The organism is Pseudomonas sp. Q1-7 (assembly GCF_028010285.1).
Classification (GTDB): Bacteria; Pseudomonadota; Gammaproteobacteria; order Pseudomonadales; family Pseudomonadaceae; genus Metapseudomonas.
This window is the reverse complement of sequence record NZ_CP116304.1, coordinates 2996165-3015443: the sequence shown is the minus strand read 5'-3', so window position 1 is coordinate 3015443 and position 19279 is coordinate 2996165. Positions and strand designations below refer to the sequence as shown.

The following is a 19279-nucleotide window of genomic DNA, read 5'->3' as shown; positions in this document are numbered from 1 at the left end:
AGGAGACCACCATGCAGTCGAGCGGTTCTTCCTTTGCGCCAGGCAAGGACAACCCCAATCCGTTCCCGGGCGTGGCCGCACTGGAGCGGCGTACCGGCAAGCGCGTGCAGTTGCGCCTGGGGGGCAACGAGAGTCTCGACGCACCCCTGACCCGCCTGCGCGAAACCTTCGGCGATGCCTTCTGCCAGCGCGCGCGCCTGTACGGTGATCCGGGGGCCTGGGAGTTGCGCCAGGCCCTGGCCCAGTACTACGGCTTCGACCCGGAGCACCTGAGCCTGGACGCCGGTGCCGACGCGGTGATCGGTCTCTGCGTCCAGGCCCTGTGTCGTCCCGGCGATACCGTGGTGTGCAGCGCCGGCACCTACCCGACCTTCGGCTATTTCGCCCGTGCCAACGCCTGCCACCTGGTGGAAGTGCCGTACCGCTATGGCATCGAAGGGCCGCGGGTGGACCTCGTGCTCCTCGCCGAGCGCGCGCGGAGCGCCCAGGCACGGCTGGTGTACCTGGCCAATCCAGACAACCCCACCGGTTCCTGGAGCGCCCACGACGAGGTGCAACGTTTCATCGAGCAATTGCCGGAAGGCTGCCTGCTGCTGCTGGACGAGGCCTACCTGGACTTCTGTCCGGCCCTTGGCGAAGGCAGCGCCAGGCCGTTGCCCCGTTGCGTGCGCATCCGCTCGATGTCCAAGTCCCATGGCCTGGCCGGACTGCGCATCGGCTATGCGCTGGCCGAGCGGCCGCTGCTCGATATCCTGGAACGGAGCAAGGTGCACTACGCCCTCGGCGGGCTGGTCCAGTACGCCGCGCTGCTGGCCCTGGACGATGCCAATAACGGCCCGGCGATCATCGAGCGCAATGCCGAACTGCGCCTGCGCTTTTCCGAGCACTTGCGCACCCTCGGCCAGCGCCCGTTGCAGTCGGGCACCAACTTCGTCTCGTTCGAGCTGCCCACCAACGAGTCGGCCGAACGCGTGCAGGCCCGCCTGCTGGAGGCGGGAATTGCCGTGCATCGCCCGCAGCACAGGGCGTTCCAGCACCTGATCCGCGTCACCCTGTGCCAGGCCAGCATCACCTCGGGCTTTCTCGAACGACTGCGCGAGGTATTGCCATGAAACCTGTCCTGACCTTCCGCGATGCCTTCACCGACGCCGCACCCATCATCGTCAGCGGCTTCATGTTCGGCCTGGTGTTCGGTGTGCTGGCCAGCAAGGCCGGGCTGACCACCTTCGCCACCGCGCTGATGAGCCTGCTGGTGTTCGCCGGTGCCTCGCAGTTCGTCGCCATCGAACAGTGGCAGCCGGGGCACCTGCCGGTGGTGGGCATCGTCCTCACCACCTTGCTGGTGAACCTGCGCCACCTGCTGATGAGCCTGTCGCTGCGCCGCGCCTTCCTGCGGGAATCGCGCAGCCGCCTGCTGCCGTCCTTCGCCCTGCTGCTGATCGACGAAACCTGGGCCCTGGCCGAACACCGCTTCAAGCAGGCCCAGCCCTCGCTGCGCTACTTCGTCCAGGCCGGCCTGCTGATCTACGCCGGCTGGGTCGGCGGATCGGTGATCGGCACCCTGGTGGGCAGCCGCATCCCCGACCCGGACGCCTTCGGCCTGGATTTCACCTTCATTGCGATGTTCCTGTCGCTGATGGTGCTGCTCTGGCGCCACCTGATGGACTTCGGCACCTGGCTGCTGTCCGGCGCCATCGCCACGGCGGTGATGCACCTGCCTGGCCTGGGTGACGCCTCGGTGGTGATCGCCGCCGTGGTCGCCAGCGCCGTGGTCGCCGCACTGCCTCTCCCGCAACTGTCACGAGGTGCCGCATGACGTCGCTCGAACTCCTCGCCATCCTCGGCATGGCCCTGGCCACCTGGCTGACCCGCACGCTGCCGCTGCTGCTGCCGGTCAGCGGCGAAGCCCTTGACGGCTTCGGCCAGCGCTTCCTGCAGAACCTGCCGGCGGCCATCCTCGCCGCCCTTATCAGCCCGCGGCTGGTGGAGGGCGATCCCTCCATCTGGATCAGCGCGCTGTTGACCCTCGCGCTGGTCTGGCGCTTTCGCAACGTACTGGTCGGCGTGGCCGCGGGCACGGCCTGCTGCGCGCTGATCCGCTGGCTGACAGGAGCTTTCGTATGAAAATCGGCATCATCGATTCCCGCCACAACTGCTACGTCACCGATCCCGACATCGAACGCAGCGTGTTCGGCGACGCCGCCGAAGTCACGCTTTACCAGGTGTCGGACACCTGTGAGCTGCCCGCCGAGGCGTACGCCTGCGACGGTTTCATCAGTTGGCACCTGGTGCCGCTGAACCGCGCCTTCTTCCAGGACGTGCCCAGGTGCCGGGCCGTGGTGCGGGCGGCGGTGGGCTTCGACAACATCGACCTGCTGGCGGCCGTCAGCCACGGCGTGCAGGTGGCCAACGTGCCGGACTACGGCACCGAGGAAGTGGCTGATCACACCCTGGCCCTGGCCCTCGGCCTGCTGCGCCGGGTGCCGCGCGGTCATGCGGTGGTCAGCGGCGGTGGCTGGGACTGGCGCCAGGTGGGCACGCTGCCGCGCCTGTCGCAACTGCGCGTCGGCCTGGTGGGTTTCGGCCGCATCGGCATGGCCGTGGCACGGCGCTTCCAGGCCTTCGGTTGCCAGGTCAGCTTCTATGACCCCTACATCAGCAGCGGTACCGAAAAATCGCTGAACGTACAGCGCTGCGAGAACCTCGATGACCTGCTGCGCGATTCCGACCTGGTCAGCCTGCACACGCCATTGAACGACGAAACCCGCCATCTCATCGGTGCGCGGGAACTGCAACGCCTGCACGGCAAGTACCTGGTGAATACCGCGCGTGGCCCGCTGATCGACGGCACCGCCCTGGCCGCCGCGGTGGAGGCGGGGCACCTGCGGGGCGTCGGCCTGGACGTCTACGAGAACGAACGGGAAGCGATTCCCGAGGCCTTCTGCAACCGTGAGGAGGTGATCCTCTCGCCCCACGTGGCGTTCTACTCCGAGGCCGCGCTGCCGGAGCTGCGGCGCAAGGCGGCCGGCGTGCTGCTGGATATCCTGCGCAGCGGCCGCCACCGCAATGTCGTCCAGCCCTGAGGGCCTGCTCTACGACGCCTATGCGGCCCACTCGCAGCGTTTCGTCGACCTCGGCGGGCTGCCCGCGCGGCTCGGCGACACGCTGTGGATCGGCAGCTACTTCGGGCTGATCGCGCAGTTGCCGCAGGCGCCCGCGCTGCTGCTGGACATCGACCCCGGGGCGGTACGCGAAGCGGCGCGCCGTTTCCCCGGCATTCCCGTGGTGCAGGCCGACGTCTGCCGGCTGCCGTTCCGCCAGTGCTTCGACAGCATTCTCATGGCCGGCGCGGTGAGCGCCTACCTGCTGGATGACGGCATCCTGGCCAGTGCCGCGCGCTCCCTGGTCACCGCGCTGCGCCCGGATGGCACGCGCTGCCTTTATCTGGATGCCTACCATCGCCGGTCCATCCAGGTCAGTCCGCAGTTCAACGGCCGTCAGGCGTTGCTGCTGGGCGGCCGCCGCTGGTGGCGCGAGGCCCGCAACCGGCCTTGCCCCGGCGAACCCTGCCGGTTCGAGGTGACGTTGGACCTGTGGCCCGAGGCGGGCGACGAGCCGCCCCGGCGCTTTCGCTTCCGCCAGCGGGCGTTCGACCCGGAGGAACTCTCGGCGCCGTTCGCCGCGCTGGGGCTGGCCTGGCGAGACCTGCGGGTGGACGAAGGGGCGGGGCGCTTCGCCCTGGTGCTGGGGCCGAGGCCGGGGTAGGGCGGGCAAACAATGTTCGACTATCGAACGATTTGCCGATTATCGAATTGAACCGCCTGTCGGCTCTTCGTAAGGTCTGCACAGTCGCGCCACCAGCCGGCGCGGCTCATAACAACAATGAGCGCTCTTCCCCGGCAATGGCCTGTCGCGCCGGGCGACGCCTCATTCCTGTCCAGCCCGGGACTTCCCCGTCAGAGGCCGCAGAGAACGGCCCGCATGCGGAGGAAGACCATTAGCAGGAATTCTTGCATGACCAGCCCAGCCCATCTGCCCGCCACGGGCAGTCTCGATGTCCAATCCTTCATCAACGCCCAGCCACTGTCCGCCTACCAATGGCGCATCGTGCTGCTGTGTTTCCTCATTGTCTTCCTCGACGGCCTGGATACTGCCGCCATGGGTTTCATCGCCCCGGCGCTGACCCAGGACTGGGGCATCGACCGCGCCAGCCTCGGCCCGGTGATGAGCGCCGCGCTGATCGGCATGGTCTTCGGCGCCCTCGGCTCCGGGCCCATCGCTGACCGCTTCGGGCGCAAGGTCGTCCTGGTGACGGCGGTATTCCTGTTCGGGCTGTTCAGTCTGGTCTCCGCATTCAGCGCCAACCTCGAACAACTGCTGGTGCTGCGCTTCCTTACCGGTCTCGGTCTGGGCGCCGCGATGCCGAACGCCACCACGCTGCTTTCCGAGTACACCCCGGAACGCCTCAAGTCGCTGCTGGTGACCAGCATGTTCTGCGGCTTCAACCTCGGCATGGCTTCCGGCGGCTTCGTCTCCGCCGCGCTGATCCCGGCCTATGGCTGGCACAGTCTGCTGTTGCTCGGCGGTCTGCTGCCCCTGGCGCTTGCCGTGGTGCTGCTGCTCTGGCTGCCGGAATCCGCCCGCTTCCTGGTGGTGCGCAACAAGGGCGCGGACAAGGTGCGCAAGGCGCTGTCGCCCATCGCGCCGGCCGAGGTGGCGGTGGCCAGCGGATTCAGCGTGCCGGAGCAGAAGACCGCCCAGGGGGGCAGTGTTTTCCGGGTGATCTTCTCCGGCACCTACAGCGCCGGCACCCTGCTGCTCTGGCTCACCTACTTCATGGGGCTGGTGATCGTCTATCTGCTCACCAGCTGGCTGCCGACCCTGATGCGCGACAGCGGCGCCAGCCTGGAGCAGGCGGCCTTCATCGGCGCGCTGTTCCAGTTCGGCGGCGTGCTCAGCGCCGTCGGCGTGGGCTGGGCGATGGACCGCTTCAACCCGCACAAGGTGATCGGCATTTTCTACCTGCTGGCCGGCGTGTTCGCCTACTGCGTGGGCCAGAGCCTGGGCGAGGTGACGCTGCTGGCCACCCTGGTGCTGCTGGCCGGTATGTGCGTCAACGGCGCGCAATCGGCCATGCCGTCCCTGGCGGCGCGTTTCTACCCGACCCTGGGCCGCGCCACCGGAGTGTCCTGGATGCTCGGCATCGGCCGTTTCGGCGCCATCCTCGGCGCCTGGATCGGCGCGACCTTGCTGGGCCTGGGCTGGAACTTCGAACAGGTGCTGACGGCGCTGGTGGTGCCCGCCGCCATCGCCACCACGGCGGTGATCATCAAGGGCCTGGTCAGCCACGCCGACGCGACCTGATGCATCCCCATTCGTAACCGTTTATCTCTGCCTGCAGCATGTAGGAAAAGGCTCACATAGAATCGCGGTTATGAAGATCGCGGGCGCTTGCCGAACGGCATGACGCCCGCGACATACAACAACGACAAGAGTGCCTGTGATGGATAGTCGCCTGCTGAGTGAACGCAGTAGGGTGTTCGAACGTGCCGACCCCTACGCCGTGTCCGGATATGTGAACCAGCATGTCGGGTCACACTGCATCCGGCTGCCTGCCGCAGGCCACCCCGAGGCCAGCCTCAACCACCGCAAGTTCGCCAACCTCGATCTTTGCCGCATCAGTTACGGCGGCGCCGTGCGGGTCACCTCGCCGGCCCTGGAAACCATCTACCACCTGCAGATTCTCCTCAGTGGCCATTGCCTGTGGCGTGGGCACAAGGAAGAGCATTACCTGGCGCCGGGCGAACTGCTGCTGATCAACCCGGACGACCCGGTCGACCTGACCTACTCGGACGATTGCGAAAAATTCATCCTGAAAATGCCCACCGCGCTGCTGGAAGGCATTTGCGAAGAGCAGCGCTGGCAGCGGCCGGGTTCCGGCGTGCGCTTCCTGCAGAACACCTACCGGCTGGATGAACTGGAGGGCTTCGTCAACCTGCTGGCCATGGTCTGCCAGGAAGCCGAGGCCAGCGATCCGCTGCTGCGGGTGCAGGAACACTACGCGCAGATTGTCGGGGCCAAGCTGCTGTCCGTGATGAAGACCAACGTCAGCCGCGAGAGCCTGGGCTCCCAGGCGGCGTCCTTCGAGCGCATCCTCGACTACATCGAGGGCAACCTGAAGCAGGACATCAGCAGCGAGATGCTCGCCCAGCAGTCGAACATGAGCCTGCGCTCGCTCTACGCGCTGTTCGAGCGCCACCTGGGCACCACGCCCAAGCACTACATCCGCCAGAAGAAGCTGGAACGCATCCGCGCCAGCCTGGCCGACCCCAGCTGCAACGTGCGCAACGTCACCGAACTGGCCCTGGACTACGGCTTCCTCCACCTGGGGCGTTTCTCCGAGACCTACAAGGGCCTGTTCGGCGAGTTGCCGTCGGATACCTTGAAGCGGCGCGGGTCGTAGCGCGCGTTCATCGTCTTTCCTTGTGGGAGCGCATTCATTCGCGATCATCGGCACCCGCGCGGGCGTGGGGCCACGGGAACGCTGCGCGTTCCCTTCGCGAACGAATTCGCTCCTACAGGCTTTCAATGACCTTCACCACCACCCTGCACAAAACGGATAGCGATCTGCACAAAGCGGATATTGCCCGTTCCTCCGCATCCCTAACCTGACCTGGCCTGAACAATAACAACGGAGGCCCCGGCCATGTCCCTGGGATTCGACTACCTGAATTCGCTGCTTGAGGAAGACAAGGAGAAGGGCATCTACCGCTGTAAGCGGGAGATGTTCACCGACCCGCGCCTGTTCGAGCTGGAAATGAAGCACATCTTCGAGGGCAACTGGATCTACCTGGCTCACGAGAGCCAGATTCCCGAGAAGAACGACTACCTCACCCTCAACATGGGGCGCCAGCCGATCTTCATCGCGCGCAACAAGGACGGTGAGCTCAATGCCTTCCTCAACGCCTGCAGCCACCGTGGCGCGCAGCTGTGCCGCCACAAGAGCGGCAACCGTTCCTCCTACACCTGCCCCTTCCACGGCTGGACGTTCAACAACTCCGGCAAGCTGCTGAAGGTGAAGGACCCGGCCGAAGCCGGCTATCCGTCCAGCTTCAACTGCGAAGGCTCCCACGACCTGACCCGCGTGGCGCGCTTCGAGTCCTATCGCGGCTTCCTCTTCGGCAGCCTGAACCCCGATGTCAAGCCGCTGGTTGAGCACCTGGGCGAGTCCGCGAAGATCATCGACATGATCGTCGACCAGTCCCCCGAGGGCCTGGAAGTGCTGCGCGGTTCCTCCAGCTACATCTACGAGGGCAACTGGAAGCTGACCGCCGAGAATGGCGCCGACGGCTACCACGTGAGCTCCGTGCACTGGAACTACGCCGCCACCCAGAACCAGCGCAAGCAGCGCGAGGCGGGCGAAGAGATCAAGACCATGAGCGCCGGCAGCTGGGCCAAGAACGGCGGCGGATTCTATTCCTTCGACCACGGCCATCTGTTGCTCTGGACCCGTTGGGCCAACCCCGAGGATCGCCCCCTCTACGAGCGCCGCGACGAACTGGCCCAGGACTTCGGCAAGGCCCGCGCCGACTGGATGATCGAGAACTCGCGCAACCTCTGCCTGTACCCGAACGTCTACCTGATGGACCAGTTCAGCTCGCAGATCCGCATCGCCCGGCCGATCTCGGTCAACCAGACCGAAATCACCATCTACTGCATCGCGCCCAAGGGCGAGAGTGCCGATGCCCGCGCCAAGCGCATCCGCCAGTACGAAGACTTCTTCAACGTCAGCGGCATGGCCACCCCGGACGACCTGGAGGAATTCCGCTCCTGCCAGCTGGGCTACCAGGGCAGCCGTGGCTGGAACGACATGTCCCGTGGTGCCGAGCACTGGGTGGAAGGCGCCGATGCCGCCGCCCAGGAAATCGACCTGCATCCGCTGCTCTCCGGTGTGCGCACCGAGGATGAAGGCCTGTTCGTGCTGCAGCACCAGTACTGGCAGCAAACCATGCTCAAGGCGGCCGCCGCCGAGCAGCAACTGATCCCCGTGGAGGCCGTGCAATGAGCATCTCTTACGACGCCGTGCGCGACTTCCTCTACCGCGAAGCGCGCTACCTGGATGACAAGGACTGGGACAACTGGCTGGAGCTGTACGCCAGCGACGCCAGCTTCTGGATGCCGTCCTGGGACGACCGCGACGAGCTGACCGAAGACCCGCAGACCGAAATCTCGCTGATCTGGTACGGCAACCGTGGCGGCCTGGAAGACCGCGTGTTCCGCATCAAGACCGAGCGCTCCAGCGCGACCATGCCGGACACCCGCACCTCCCACAACATCAGCAACATCGAGCTTCTCGAAGTGGCCGACGGGCAGTGCAAGGTGCGTTTCAACTGGCACACCCTGAGCTTCCGCTACAAGACCGTGGACAGCTACTTCGGCACCAGCTTCTACACCCTCGACGTGCGCGGCGAGAGCCCGCTGATCAAGGCGAAGAAGGTGGTTCTGAAAAACGATTACGTGCGTCAAGTCATCGACGTCTATCACATTTAGGGTGCCCGCCATGTCCCACAAGATCGCACTGACTTTCGAAGACGGCGTCACCCGCTTCATCGACGCCAACCCCAGCGAAACCGTGGCCGATGCCGCCTATCGCCAGGGCATCAACATCCCGCTGGATTGCCGCGACGGTGCCTGCGGCACCTGCAAGTGCTTCGCCGAGGCTGGCCGTTACGACATGGGCCAGGACTACATCGAAGACGCCCTGAGCGAGGAAGAAGCTGCCCAGGGCTACGTGCTCACCTGCCAGATGCGCGCCGAGAGCGACTGCGTGGTGCGGGTGCCGGCGTCGTCCGATGTCTGCAAGACCCAGCAGGCCAGCTACGAGGCGAGCATCAGCGCCGTCCGCCAGCTGTCCGACAGCACCATCTCGCTGTCCATCAAGGGCGAGTCCCTGTCGAAACTGGCCTTCCTGCCGGGCCAGTATGTCAACCTCAAGGTGCCGGGCAGCGAGCAGACCCGCGCCTATTCCTTCAGCTCCCTGCAGAAGGATGGCGAAGTCAGCTTCCTGATCCGCAACGTACCTGGCGGTCTGATGAGCAGCTTCCTCACCGGCCTGGCCAAGGCGGGTGACAGCCTGTCCCTGGCTGGCCCGCTGGGCAGTTTCTACCTGCGCGACATCCGCCGTCCGCTGCTGCTGCTGGCGGGTGGCACCGGCCTGGCGCCTTTCACCGCGATGCTGGAAAAGATCGCGGAAGAGGGCAGCGAACACCCGCTGCACCTGATCTACGGCGTGACCCACGACCACGACCTGGTGGAAATGGACAAGCTGGAAGCCTTTGCCGCGCGCATTCCCAACTTCACCTTCAGCGCCTGCGTGTCCAGCCCGGACAGCAGCTATCCGCAGAAGGGTTACGTGACTCACCACATCGAGCCCCGGCACCTCAACGAGGGCGACGTGGACGTCTACCTGTGCGGCCCGCCGCCCATGGTCGAGTCGGTAAACCAGTACATCCGCGAGCAGGGCATCTCGCCCGCCAACTTCTACTACGAGAAGTTCGCCGCCAGCGCGGCCTGACGCCCCCCTCTCCCGCTTGCGGGAGAGGGGCCGGGGGAGAGGGCGGTGCCACCGCACGGACTCCACCCTCTCCCCAACCCTCTCCCTGAAGGGAGAGGGGGCTAACAACATTAGGGTGCATAGCCATGTACAAGAGATTCCAGGACAAGGTCGCGCTGGTCACCGGCGCGGCCCAGGGCATCGGCCGCCGCGTGGCCGAGCGGCTGGCGGAGGAGGGTGCGCGGCTGGTCGCCGTGGACCGCTCCGAGCTGGTCTTCGAACTGCAGGACGAACTGGGCGGCGGCGTGGACATGCTGGCCCTGACCGCCGACCTCGAACGCTTCGACGAGTGCCACCGCGTGGCTGCCGCCGCGGTGGAACGCTTCGGCCGGCTGGACATCCTGATCAACAACGTGGGCGGGACCATCTGGGCCAAGCCCTATGAGCACTACCAGGAGCACGAGATCGAGGCCGAGGTGCGTCGCTCGCTGTTCCCGACCCTCTGGTGCTGCCATGCCGCGCTGCCCTACATGCTGGAGCAGGGTGCGGGCGCCATCGTCAACGTCTCGTCCATCGCCACCCGTGGCGTCAACCGGGTGCCCTATGGCGCGGCCAAGGGCGGGGTCAACGCGCTGACCGCCTGCCTGGCGTTCGAGAACGCCGAGCGCGGCATCCGCGTCAACGCCACCGCGCCGGGCGGCACCGAGGCACCGCCGCGGCGCATCCCGCGCAACAGTGCCGAGCAGAGCGAGCAGGAAAGGGCCTGGTACCAGCAGATCGTCGACCAGACGGTCGACAGCAGCCTGATGAAGCGCTACGGCAGCATCGACGAACAGGCCGGCGCCATTCTCTTCCTCGCCTCCGACGAAGCCTCCTACATCACCGGCGTCACCCTGCCGGTGGGCGGAGGTGACCTCGGTTAACAGAGGTACACCGTGGTGATGGGTTTCGCTCCGCTCTACCCATCCTACAGGGAGGGTCATTCGTAGGATGGGTTTCGCGAAGCGAAACCCATCAGTTCCAGAGCATTGACCAGTCGGGCACCGTCACGCGCCCGACCAAGCGGTTTCTCGACAATTACAACAAGAGACAGATGCCATGCGAAAACTCGACGTACACGCGATCATCGACAACGCGCGCTTTACGCCCTTCCACTGGATGGTGATGGGCTGGTGTGCACTCCTGCTCATCTTCGACGGCTATGACCTGTTCATCTATGGCGTGGTCCTGCCGGTGCTCATGAAAGAGTGGGGCCTGACCCCGCTGCAAGCCGGCGCGCTGGGCAGCTATGCGCTGTTCGGCATGATGTTCGGTGCCCTGGCCTTCGGCTCCCTGGCCGACAAGATCGGCCGCAAGAAGGGCATCGCCATCTGCTTCGTGCTCTTCTCCGGTTTCACCGTACTCAATGGCTTCGCCAGTTCGCCCACCGAGTTCGGCATCTGCCGCTTCGTCGCCGGCCTCGGCATCGGCGGGTTGATGCCCAACGTGGTGGCGCTGATGAACGAGTACGCGCCCAAGCGCCTGCGCAGCACCCTGGTTGCCGTCATGTTCAGCGGCTACTCCCTGGGCGGCATGCTCTCCGCCGGGGTCGGTATCTACATGCTGCCGCGCTTCGGCTGGGAAGCCATGTTCTTCGCCGCGCTGCTGCCGCTGCTGCTGCTCCCGCTGATCCTCTGGCGCTTGCCGGAATCCGTCGGCTTCCTGCTGCGCCAGGGTCGCGTCGAACAGGCCCGCGCGATCCTCAAGCGCATCGACCCGCAGGCGTCCATCGGCGACCACGACGAACTGCTGCTGAACGAGGTGAAAGTGCAGGGCGCCCCGGTGCTGGAGCTGTTCCGCGAAGGCCGTGGCCTGCGCACCCTGATGCTCTGGGTGGCCTTCTTCTGCTGCCTGCTGATGGTCTATGCCCTGAGCTCCTGGCTGCCGAAGCTGATGGCCAACGCCGGCTACAGCCTGGGGTCCAGCCTGTCCTTCCTGCTGGCGCTGAACTTCGGCGGCATGTTCGGCGCCATCGCCGGCGGCTTCCTGGGTGACCGCTTCAACCTGCCCAAGGTGGTGGTGGCCTTCTTCATCGTCGCGGCGGTGTCCATCAGCCTGCTGGGCTTCAAGAGCCCGACGCCGGTGCTCTACCTGCTGATCGCCGTGGCCGGCGCCACCACCATCGGCACGCAGATCCTGCTCTACGCCACCGCCGCGCAGTTCTACGGCCTGGCGTTCCGCTCCACCGGCCTGGGCTGGGCCTCGGGCATCGGCCGCAACGGTGCCATCGTCGGCCCGCTGCTGGGTGGCGCGCTGCTGGGCATCAACCTGCCGCTGCAACTGAACTTCATGGCCTTCGCCATTCCCGGGGCCATCGCTGCCCTGGCCATGTGCTTCGTGCACCAGGGACAGTCCAGGGCTGCGCCGATGGCGTCCGCCGCACAGGGTTGATCGTCACGCAGCACTGACCTGGAGGCAGCATGCGCAGCTTGTTCAAGGATTGTTCGTTGTCCGCCGTGGTGGCGGGGTTCATCGCCACCCTGATTTCCTACGCCGGCCCCCTGGTGATCGTCTTCCAGGCGGCGGAGAGCGGCGGCATGCCGGCCGAGTTGCTGTCCTCCTGGGTCTGGGCGATTTCTATCGGCAGCGGGGTGCTGGGGATCGTCCTCAGCCTGCGCTACAAGGTGCCGGTGATCATCGCCTGGTCGGCGCCGGGTTCGGCGCTGCTGGTCTCCATGCTGCCGGGCATCGGTGCCGGCGAGGCGGTGGGCGCCTATGTGATGGCCAACGCCATCATCCTGCTGGTGGGGCTGTCCGGCGCCTTCGACCGCATCGTCGGCAGGCTGCCAGCGGCGATCTCGGCGGCCATGCTGGCGGGCATCCTGTTCAGCTTCGGCACCCGGCTGTTCACCTCGCTCACCGACGAGCCGCTGATGGTGATGGCGATGTTCGTCACCTACCTGCTGGTGCGCCGCTTGTCGCCGCGCTACGCGGTGATGGCGGTGCTGCTGGTGGGCTGCGCGATCGCCGCCGGCAGTGGCCAGCTCGACGCCTCGGCGCTGGTGATCGGTGTCGCCACGCCACACTGGGTCACCCCCGAGTTCAGTTGGCATGGCCTATTCAATATCGCCCTGCCGCTGGTGATGGTGGCGCTGACCGGGCAGTTCGTGCCCGGTGTGGCGGTGTTGCGCAACGCCGGCTACCCGACCCCGGCCAGCCCGATCATCTCCGCCAGCGGCCTGGGCAGCCTGCTGCTGGCGCCCTTCGGTTGCCACGGCTTGACCCTGGCGGCGATCACCGCCGCCATCTGCACCGGCCGCGAGGCCCATGAAGACCCGGCCCGGCGCTATGTCTCCGGGGTAGTGGGCGGGGTGTTCTACCTGCTGCTGGGCATCTTCGGCGCCACCCTGGTGTCGATCTTCACCGCCTTGCCCAAGGAACTGGTCGCGGCGCTGGCGGGCCTGGCGCTGTTCGGCGCCATCGCCGGCGCCCTGGCCGGTTCCATGGCCGTGCCGGAAGACCGCGAGGCGGCCCTGATCACCTTCCTGGTCACCGCCTCGGGCATGTCCTTCCTCGGTCTTTCGGCGGCCTTCTGGGGACTGATCTTCGGCCTCTTCGCCCATCTGCTGCTGACGGCGCGCCGCGTGCCCAAGGCCGCAGTGGAACGGGAGGAGGTGCTCGAAGCCAATCCCTGACCGATCCCGGCGCCGCGTGCGGCGCCATTCCTCTCCCCACCTTGCGTACGGGGGCCTGAAAGGCGTCCGACGGGGGAGATCTGTCCCAATAAAAACAAGAGTGACGACATGACCAACACTGCGAGCAAGTTTTCCGTACTGCTGTGCGCCGGCGTCAGCGCCGGTGTCGCCCAGGCCGAGTCCGGCTTCTTCGAGGACGCCAGCGCCACCCTGCAACTGCGCAACTACTACTTCAGTCGCGATTTCTCCGACATCGTCGGGCCGAACAAGCAGTCCAAGGCCGAGGAGTGGGCGCAGGGCTTCATCCTCAACTTCAAGTCCGGCTACACGCCCGGCCCGGTGGGCTTCGGCCTCGACGCCGTCGGCACGCTGGGCATCAAGCTCGACAGCAGCCCCGACCGGGTCAACACCGGCCTGTTGCCGGTCAAGGAAGACGGCCGTGCCGCTGACGACTACAGCCGTCTTGGCGTGGCGGGGAAGATGCGCCTGTCCAGGACCGAACTGAAAGTGGGCGAACTGCAACCCAACCTGCCCGTACTGGTGTTCAGTGACATCCGCCTGCTGCCACCCAGCTACCAAGGCGCCAGCATCACCTCCAGCGAGATCGCCGGGTTGACCTTGCAGGGCGGCCACCTGAACTCCACCAGCCTGCGCAACGAGGCCGGCGACGACAAGCTGCAGGCCATGCTCGGCCACCTCCCGCAGCGCCAGGCCACCTCCGACGCCTTCAACTATGCCGGCGCCGACTACGCCTTCAACGACAACCGCACCACCCTCAGCGCCTGGTACGGCCAACTGGAAGACATCTACGGCCAGCGCTACTTCGGCCTCAAGCACAGTGAACCGGTGGGGGCCTGGGTGCTGGGTGCCAACATCGGTTACTTCGATTCCCGTGAGGATGGCAAACACCTGATCGGCGATATCGACAACCAGGCGTTCTATTCCCTGCTGTCGGCCAGGCGCGGCGGCCACACCGTCTATGTCGGCTACCAGGCCATGTTCGGCGACAGCGCCTTCCCGCGTGTTTTCGCCAACATCAGCCCGCTGGGCAACGAGGTGCCCACCTACGAGTTCGCCTTCGCCGACGAACGTTCCTGGCAGGTCCGCTACGACTACGACTTCGCCGCCCTTGGCATGCCCGGCCTGACCACCACCCTGCGCTACATCAGCGGCGACAACGTCGACACCGGCCAGGGCTTCGAGGGCAAGGACTGGGAACGCGACCTGGACATCGGCTACGTGGTCCAGGGCGGCGCCCTCAAGGGGCTGGGCGTGCGGGTGCGCAACGTCACCGCGCGTTCCAACTACCGCACGGATATCGACGAGAACCGGCTGATCCTCAGCTACACCATCGCGCTGTTCTAATCCCGAGTGCCGTCGTCCAGGCTGGGCACGGCCACGCTTTACCCGTGGGAGCGAGTTCATTCGCGAAGCAGTCCGCAAGACTGCGTTGTTCAGGCCAAAAGGAGCAGCTGCGCTGCCCTTCGCGAATGAATTCGCTCCTACTGGTCTTTGTACGAAAGGAGTTCCATTCATGCCCCGCAAACCCCTGGCTGCACTGCTGATCATTGGCGGCGGCCTGCTGTGCCCGGTCGCTTTCGTCCTGCACCTTGGCTGGTTGCTGGCCCTCGCGCTGGCTGCCATCGCCGCCGGCGGACTGCTCTACCATGTGCAACCGCCCAAGGTGGTCGAGGTGCGTGTGGAGGTGCCGGTGCCGGTTCCCCAGGCCGTCGCCGCGCCCGCCCCGGCGCCGTCACGCGCACCCGCGACAGACCACCTGCAAGCCCCCCTGGGCGAGCTGCTGGACGCCATCTGCCATTGCGAGGCGGACATGCAGTACGCCAACTCCCTGGCCCGCGCGGCCGGCGAAAAGGTCCAACTGGGCGCCGAGAGCATGCAGGCCACCGCCGGCGCCATTGGCGAGCTGGACGCCTACATGGCGCACATCGGCCAGGTGTTCAACGAACTGGGCAGTCAGTCCATGCGCATCGGCGCCATCGTCGGCAGCATTCAGGACATCGCCAAGCAGACCAACCTGCTGGCGCTGAACGCCGCCATCGAGGCGGCGCGGGCCGGCAGTCACGGGCGTGGTTTTGCCGTGGTGGCCGATGAGGTACGCAACCTGTCGTTGCGCGCCAACGAGTCCAGCGGGCAGATCCGCCTGATCGCCGAGGGCCTGCAGAAGGCCGCCGAAGAGGCGCGGGCGGGGATGGAGCATGTCAGCGGCTCCACCCGCGCGGGCCTGGAGAAATCCGCCGCGGCCCTGCAGGCCATGGGTGAAATGCGTGCCGGCGCCGCCGCGCGGGTGGAAATCGTCGAACGCATCGTGCAGCGCCTGGCGGGACAGCGGGGACTGGCCCAGAAAATGGCGGGGTTGCTCGAAGAAACCGCCTGAAGCCGCCAGGCTCCAGGCGGTCCGGGCGTCAGGCGTCGACGTTGACCACCACGCGGCCGCGCACCTTGCCGGCCAGCAGGTCGCCGGCGACGGCAATGGCTTCGCCCAGGCCGATCTCGCGGGTGATGGCGTCCAGCTGGGTGATATCCAGGTCCCGCGCCAGACGGTCCCAGGCTTCGATCCGCTCGGCGCGCGGGCGGGTGACGCTGTTGATGCCCAGCAGGCTTACGCCGCGAAGGATGAAGGGCGCCACGCTGGCCGGAAGGTCCATGCCCTGGGCCAGGCCGCAGGCGGCCACGGCGCCATCGGCGCGCAGGCCGGCGCAGACGTTGGCCAGGGTGTGGCTGCCCACCGAATCGATGGCCGCGACCCAGCGCTCCTTGCCCAGGGGGCGGCCCGGTTCGGAGAGTTCGCTGCGATCGATGATCTCGGCAGCGCCCAGGCCTTTCAGGTAGTCGGCTTCGCTGGTGCGCCCGGTGGCCGCGACCACGCGATAGCCCAGGCGGGCGAGCAGGGCGATGGCGAAGCTGCCGACGCCGCCATTGGCGCCGGTCACCAGCACATCCCCCTGGCCGGGTTTCAGGCCGTGACGCTCCAGGGCCAGCAGGCAGAGCATGGCGGTGTAGCCGGCGGTGCCGATGGCCATGGCCTGGCGCGCAGTGAAGGCGGCGGGCAACGGAATCAGCCAGTCGCCGTTCAGGCGCGCCTTCTGTGCCAGGCCGCCCCAATGGGTTTCGCCCACGCCCCAGCCGTTGAGCAGTACCGCATCACCCACCTGGTAATCCGGGTGGCTGCTGGCTTCCACGGTGCCGGCCAGGTCGATGCCCGGCACCATGGGGAATTGCCGCACCACCGGGCTCTTGCCGGTGATGGCCAGGCCGTCCTTGTAGTTCAGGGTGCTGTAGGCCACGCGAACGGTGACATCGCCCTCGGGCAAACGCGCCTCGTCCAGCCGGGTGTTGCGGGCACGGTAACCGTCCTCGTCCTTCTCGATCAGGATTGCGTCGAACATGCTTTCACCTCCAATTAGACCAGTCGTCTATAAATAGGCCGAAAAAGCCGCGCTGCCTGTCGGGCTAGCGCGGCAATCCGGCCAGGAAACCCTTGAAGAACGTATCCAGCGGACCGGTGGTCCGGGTCAGGCGGGCGCGCAGCACGGCGCCTTCCCAGCCAATCCAGAAAAACGCCGCCAGGGCATCGCAATCGGCATCGGCCGCCAGTTCACCGGCGTCCTGGGCAGCCCGCAGGCAGCGCGCCAGGCGAGCCTCCCAACTGCGCAGGATGGCTTCCATCCGCAGGCGGAATTCGTCCGGCAGCACGGTCACCTCCTGGCCCAGGTTGCCCACCAGGCACCCCCGGCAGAAGTCGTAGCGGGCCATGCCAGCCTTGATGTCCTCGGCGAAATGACAGAGGCGCTGCAGCGGCGGGACGTCGTCCTGTAGCAGCCAGCGGTCCAGCTTGTGCGCGAAGTAGCCGGCGTAGCCGTCCAGAACCGCCTGGCCGAAGGCGTCCTTGCTGTCGAAGTAGTGATAGAACGAGCCCTTCGGGACGCCCACGCGCTTGAGCACGGCGTCGATGCCGGTGGCCATGAAACCCTGCTCGGTGAGCAGTTCCATGCCGCAGCGGATCAGCGCGGCACGGGTATCGGAGAAGTCGCGGTCGACCTTGGGGGGGCGGCCGCGACGGGGCTTGGCGTTCGAGTCGGTCATGGGGAGGGGAGTTTAGACCGGTCGTCTACAAAGTCAACCACAGATGATTGGCGTGCTTCTGTTGTGGGGGCGAATTCATTCGCGAAGCAGGCCGCAGGCCTGCCCCAGGCTTCCCGGGGGCAGCGATGCTGCCCAATCGCGAATGAATTCGCTCCCACAAGGTGCGGCTTAAGCCGGACTATCCCCAAGAACCTCCCGAATCCGCCGCGCGATATGGCCCACATGGGTTTCCAGGGCGAAATGCCCGGTATCCAGCAGCTCCACCACCGCATTGGGGTTGTCGTGCTTGAACGCCTCCGCGCCTGGCGGAATGAAGAAGGGATCGTGTTCACCCCAGATCACCAGGGTCGGCAGGCGCGTGTCGCGGAAGAAGGCCTGGAACGCCGGATACAGCTTCAGGTTGTTGGCGTAGTCGAGGAACAGGTCGAGCTGGATGTCCTTGTTGCCCGGACGTTCCAGCAGCAGGGCATCCAGGTAGTAGGACTCGGGAGCCACCAGCGCCAGGTCTTTTACGCCGTGCACGTACTGCCAGCGGGTGCCTTCCAGGTTCAGCACGGCATCGTGCACCACCTGCCGGCGCTCGGGGTTGCCGGGCTCGGCCCAGTAGGCGCGAATCGGTTCCCAGGCATCGCCCAGGCCTTCCAGGTAGGCATTGCCGTTCTGCGAAACCAGGCCCGTCACCCGTTCGGGATGCGCCAGGGCCAGGCGCAGGCCGGTGGGTGCGCCGTAATCGAACACGTACAGCGCATAACGCTCCAGGCCCAGTACGTCGACAAAGGCGCCCAGGGTGGTTGCCAGGGCATCGAAGCTATAGCGGTACTCGCGCTCGGCGGGCACTTCGGTGAAACCGAAGCCCGGCAGGTCCGGCGCGATGATGTGGAATTTGTCGGCGAGCAGGGGGATCAGGTCACGAAACTGGTGGGACGAGCTGGGATAGCCGTGGACCAGCAGCAGTGTGGGGGCGCCGGGGTCGCCGGCTTCGCGATAGAACACGCGTACGCCGTCGGCTTCGACGAATTGGTGGCGGACCGGGACATGGGCGAGGGGGAAGGTCATGATGGCGGTGCTCCGTAACTTGTGAAACGTTGGTAGGTGGTTACGGGGCTGAGTATGAACCTAATTAGTAACCTGTCAACTGCAATTATTAGGGTTACATGCTCCGTTAGTCGTAACTGTTCATGTGATTCTTATAGGGTTACACTTGCCAAGCCCAAAGTGCCGGAGCTTCGACATGACCATCCCTCCCTCAACTGCGCCGTCCGAACCCTTGCTGCTGGCCGATCACCCGGTGCTCGACATGCTCAACACCCAGGCCAGGGTGGATGGCGTGCCCCATGAGTTCTGGTGCAGCGATGCGGATGTGCAAGCCTGGCTCGAACGCACCGGCTGGGAGCTTCCGGTATCGCGCTTTGCCAAGGGCCAGCTGCTGTCGGCGGCCCTCGATCTGCGCGAAGCGGTGCGGGGACTGGTCGAGCGGCGCAAGTCCGGCGGCCGGGCCTCGGTCGAGGCACTCAACCGTTTCCTCGCAACACCCAGCCAACTGCGCCTGCACTGGCCGGTCGATGGCGAACCGCGCCTGGAAAAGCGGCGCGCCACGGAAACCGCCGAACAGTACCTGGCCCCCTTGGCGGAAGCGGCGGCCCAGCTGTTGGTGGAAGGCGAGTTCAACCTGGTGCGCCAATGCGAGCATCCGGATTGTGTGCTCTGGTTCTACGACCGCACCAAGTCCCATCGGCGCCGCTGGTGCAGCATGGCGCTTTGTGGCAATCGGCATAAGGTCGCCGAGTTCCGCAAACGCCAGCAGCAGTAAGTGAAAGGTTTCTACCGCGAGAAGGCTTTCAACTTTCCCTACACGCGCGCCGCACTGATGGCGCTGGAGCGGGAACGGTTCATCGACCGCCGTGCGTTGTGCTGAGAGGACTGCCGACGCGATAGCGTGGAGGCGCTA

General features: G+C 66.2%; 19 protein-coding genes. 16 read left to right on the top strand and 3 right to left on the bottom strand.

All coding sequences use genetic code 11. The features are described from left to right. Nucleotides 1–11 precede the first annotated feature (11 nt). The 15 genes from PJW05_RS13840 (at nucleotide 12) to PJW05_RS13770 (ending at nucleotide 15622) form a co-directional block, all read left to right on the top strand. Nucleotides 12–1112 carry an aminotransferase class I/II-fold pyridoxal phosphate-dependent enzyme gene (locus PJW05_RS13840; protein ID WP_271407592.1) on the top strand — a complete coding sequence of 367 codons (1101 nt, stop codon included), beginning with the start codon at nucleotides 12–14 and terminating at the stop codon, nucleotides 1110–1112. After that, on the top strand, nucleotides 1109–1816 hold the full coding sequence (locus PJW05_RS13835) for an AzlC family ABC transporter permease (protein WP_271407591.1): 708 nt from the start codon (nucleotides 1109–1111) through the stop codon (nucleotides 1814–1816). Before PJW05_RS13840 ends, PJW05_RS13835 begins: the two co-directional genes overlap by 4 nt. Further along, nucleotides 1813–2124: an AzlD family protein gene (locus PJW05_RS13830; RefSeq protein ID WP_271407590.1), complete on the top strand. Its 312-nt coding sequence runs from the start codon at nucleotides 1813–1815 to the stop codon at nucleotides 2122–2124. The genes PJW05_RS13835 and PJW05_RS13830 overlap by 4 nt, the downstream gene beginning before the upstream one ends. After that, complete coding sequence (locus tag PJW05_RS13825; protein ID WP_271407589.1) at nucleotides 2121–3083, top strand: C-terminal binding protein; 963 nt, start codon at nucleotides 2121–2123, stop codon at nucleotides 3081–3083. Before PJW05_RS13830 ends, PJW05_RS13825 begins: the two co-directional genes overlap by 4 nt. Continuing rightward, nucleotides 3067–3765 (top strand): class I SAM-dependent methyltransferase, encoded by a 699-nt coding sequence (locus PJW05_RS13820; protein ID WP_271407588.1) that lies wholly within the window; start codon nucleotides 3067–3069, stop codon nucleotides 3763–3765. Before PJW05_RS13825 ends, PJW05_RS13820 begins: the two co-directional genes overlap by 17 nt. Nucleotides 3766–4014: 249 nt before the next feature. Then, nucleotides 4015–5364, top strand: a complete 1350-nt coding sequence (locus PJW05_RS13815) for an MFS transporter (RefSeq protein WP_271407587.1) — start codon at nucleotides 4015–4017, stop codon at nucleotides 5362–5364. A 139-nt stretch (nucleotides 5365–5503) separates the two neighbouring features. After that, entirely contained in the window at nucleotides 5504–6463 is a 960-nt protein-coding gene (locus PJW05_RS13810) for an AraC family transcriptional regulator (RefSeq protein ID WP_442969163.1), read from the top strand. 243 nt (nucleotides 6464–6706) lie between these two features. Beyond that, on the top strand, nucleotides 6707–8065 hold the full coding sequence (benA, locus tag PJW05_RS13805) for a benzoate 1,2-dioxygenase large subunit (protein ID WP_271407585.1): 1359 nt from the start codon (nucleotides 6707–6709) through the stop codon (nucleotides 8063–8065). Next, nucleotides 8062–8550: a benzoate 1,2-dioxygenase small subunit gene (gene benB / locus PJW05_RS13800; RefSeq protein WP_271407584.1), complete on the top strand. Its 489-nt coding sequence runs from the start codon at nucleotides 8062–8064 to the stop codon at nucleotides 8548–8550. Before benA ends, benB begins: the two co-directional genes overlap by 4 nt. A gap of 10 nt (nucleotides 8551–8560) precedes the next feature. Further along, a complete protein-coding gene (gene benC / locus PJW05_RS13795; RefSeq protein WP_271407583.1) occupies nucleotides 8561–9574 on the top strand; it encodes a benzoate 1,2-dioxygenase electron transfer component BenC in 1014 nt (337 codons plus the stop codon). Nucleotides 9575–9699: 125 nt separating this feature from the next. Further along, nucleotides 9700–10476: a 1,6-dihydroxycyclohexa-2,4-diene-1-carboxylate dehydrogenase gene (locus PJW05_RS13790; protein WP_271407582.1), complete on the top strand. Its 777-nt coding sequence runs from the start codon at nucleotides 9700–9702 to the stop codon at nucleotides 10474–10476. A gap of 175 nt (nucleotides 10477–10651) precedes the next feature. Further along, nucleotides 10652–11983, top strand: coding sequence for an MFS transporter (locus PJW05_RS13785; protein WP_271407581.1), 1332 nt, complete (start codon nucleotides 10652–10654; stop codon nucleotides 11981–11983). Between the two features lie 29 nt (nucleotides 11984–12012). Then, nucleotides 12013–13227 carry a benzoate/H(+) symporter BenE family transporter gene (locus PJW05_RS13780; RefSeq protein ID WP_271407580.1) on the top strand — a complete coding sequence of 405 codons (1215 nt, stop codon included), beginning with the start codon at nucleotides 12013–12015 and terminating at the stop codon, nucleotides 13225–13227. Between the two features lie 108 nt (nucleotides 13228–13335). Further along, a complete protein-coding gene (locus PJW05_RS13775; RefSeq protein ID WP_271407579.1) occupies nucleotides 13336–14592 on the top strand; it encodes an OprD family porin in 1257 nt (418 codons plus the stop codon). A 169-nt stretch (nucleotides 14593–14761) separates the two neighbouring features. Further along, nucleotides 14762–15622, top strand: a complete 861-nt coding sequence (locus PJW05_RS13770; RefSeq protein ID WP_271407578.1) for a methyl-accepting chemotaxis protein — start codon at nucleotides 14762–14764, stop codon at nucleotides 15620–15622. A 28-nt stretch (nucleotides 15623–15650) separates the two neighbouring features. Here PJW05_RS13770 and acuI read toward each other — a convergent pair whose 3' ends face one another. The 3 genes from acuI to PJW05_RS13755 all read right to left on the bottom strand — a co-directional run bounded on the left by acuI (nucleotide 15651) and on the right by PJW05_RS13755 (nucleotide 18387). Continuing rightward, nucleotides 15651–16634 (bottom strand): acrylyl-CoA reductase (NADPH), encoded by a 984-nt coding sequence (gene acuI / locus PJW05_RS13765; RefSeq protein WP_271407577.1) that lies wholly within the window; start codon nucleotides 16632–16634, stop codon nucleotides 15651–15653. A gap of 64 nt (nucleotides 16635–16698) precedes the next feature. After that, on the bottom strand, nucleotides 16699–17331 hold the full coding sequence (acuR, locus tag PJW05_RS13760) for an acrylate utilization transcriptional regulator AcuR (protein ID WP_271407576.1): 633 nt from the start codon (nucleotides 17329–17331) through the stop codon (nucleotides 16699–16701). Nucleotides 17332–17499: 168 nt separating this feature from the next. Further along, the gene (locus tag PJW05_RS13755) at nucleotides 17500–18387 is read right to left on the bottom strand and encodes an alpha/beta fold hydrolase (RefSeq protein WP_271407575.1); all 888 of its coding nucleotides are present in this window, start codon (nucleotides 18385–18387) and stop codon (nucleotides 17500–17502) included. A 175-nt stretch (nucleotides 18388–18562) separates the two neighbouring features. On the opposite strand from PJW05_RS13755, the gene PJW05_RS13750 reads away from it, so the two are divergent. Continuing rightward, on the top strand, nucleotides 18563–19141 hold the full coding sequence (locus tag PJW05_RS13750) for a CGNR zinc finger domain-containing protein (RefSeq protein ID WP_271407574.1): 579 nt from the start codon (nucleotides 18563–18565) through the stop codon (nucleotides 19139–19141). Nucleotides 19142–19279 lie beyond the last annotated feature (138 nt).

What these genes read in the sequence shown, in the direction of transcription:
- PJW05_RS13840 (WP_271407592.1), top strand. Translation starts at nt 12, where the DNA reads ATGCAGTCGAGCGGTTCTTCCTTTGCGCCAGGCAAGGACAACCCCAAT.
- PJW05_RS13835 (WP_271407591.1), top strand. Translation starts at nt 1,109, where the DNA reads ATGAAACCTGTCCTGACCTTCCGCGATGCCTTCACCGACGCCGCACCC.
- PJW05_RS13830 (WP_271407590.1), top strand. Translation starts at nt 1,813, where the DNA reads ATGACGTCGCTCGAACTCCTCGCCATCCTCGGCATGGCCCTGGCCACC.
- PJW05_RS13825 (WP_271407589.1), top strand. Translation starts at nt 2,121, where the DNA reads ATGAAAATCGGCATCATCGATTCCCGCCACAACTGCTACGTCACCGAT.
- PJW05_RS13820 (WP_271407588.1), top strand. Translation starts at nt 3,067, where the DNA reads ATGTCGTCCAGCCCTGAGGGCCTGCTCTACGACGCCTATGCGGCCCAC.
- PJW05_RS13815 (WP_271407587.1), top strand. Translation starts at nt 4,015, where the DNA reads ATGACCAGCCCAGCCCATCTGCCCGCCACGGGCAGTCTCGATGTCCAA.
- PJW05_RS13810 (WP_442969163.1), top strand. Translation starts at nt 5,504, where the DNA reads ATGGATAGTCGCCTGCTGAGTGAACGCAGTAGGGTGTTCGAACGTGCC.
- benA (WP_271407585.1), top strand. Translation starts at nt 6,707, where the DNA reads ATGTCCCTGGGATTCGACTACCTGAATTCGCTGCTTGAGGAAGACAAG.
- benB (WP_271407584.1), top strand. Translation starts at nt 8,062, where the DNA reads ATGAGCATCTCTTACGACGCCGTGCGCGACTTCCTCTACCGCGAAGCG.
- benC (WP_271407583.1), top strand. Translation starts at nt 8,561, where the DNA reads ATGTCCCACAAGATCGCACTGACTTTCGAAGACGGCGTCACCCGCTTC.
- PJW05_RS13790 (WP_271407582.1), top strand. Translation starts at nt 9,700, where the DNA reads ATGTACAAGAGATTCCAGGACAAGGTCGCGCTGGTCACCGGCGCGGCC.
- PJW05_RS13785 (WP_271407581.1), top strand. Translation starts at nt 10,652, where the DNA reads ATGCGAAAACTCGACGTACACGCGATCATCGACAACGCGCGCTTTACG.
- PJW05_RS13780 (WP_271407580.1), top strand. Translation starts at nt 12,013, where the DNA reads ATGCGCAGCTTGTTCAAGGATTGTTCGTTGTCCGCCGTGGTGGCGGGG.
- PJW05_RS13775 (WP_271407579.1), top strand. Translation starts at nt 13,336, where the DNA reads ATGACCAACACTGCGAGCAAGTTTTCCGTACTGCTGTGCGCCGGCGTC.
- PJW05_RS13770 (WP_271407578.1), top strand. Translation starts at nt 14,762, where the DNA reads ATGCCCCGCAAACCCCTGGCTGCACTGCTGATCATTGGCGGCGGCCTG.
- acuI (WP_271407577.1), bottom strand. Translation starts at nt 16,634, where the DNA reads ATGTTCGACGCAATCCTGATCGAGAAGGACGAGGACGGTTACCGTGCC.
- acuR (WP_271407576.1), bottom strand. Translation starts at nt 17,331, where the DNA reads ATGACCGACTCGAACGCCAAGCCCCGTCGCGGCCGCCCCCCCAAGGTC.
- PJW05_RS13755 (WP_271407575.1), bottom strand. Translation starts at nt 18,387, where the DNA reads ATGACCTTCCCCCTCGCCCATGTCCCGGTCCGCCACCAATTCGTCGAA.
- PJW05_RS13750 (WP_271407574.1), top strand. Translation starts at nt 18,563, where the DNA reads ATGACCATCCCTCCCTCAACTGCGCCGTCCGAACCCTTGCTGCTGGCC.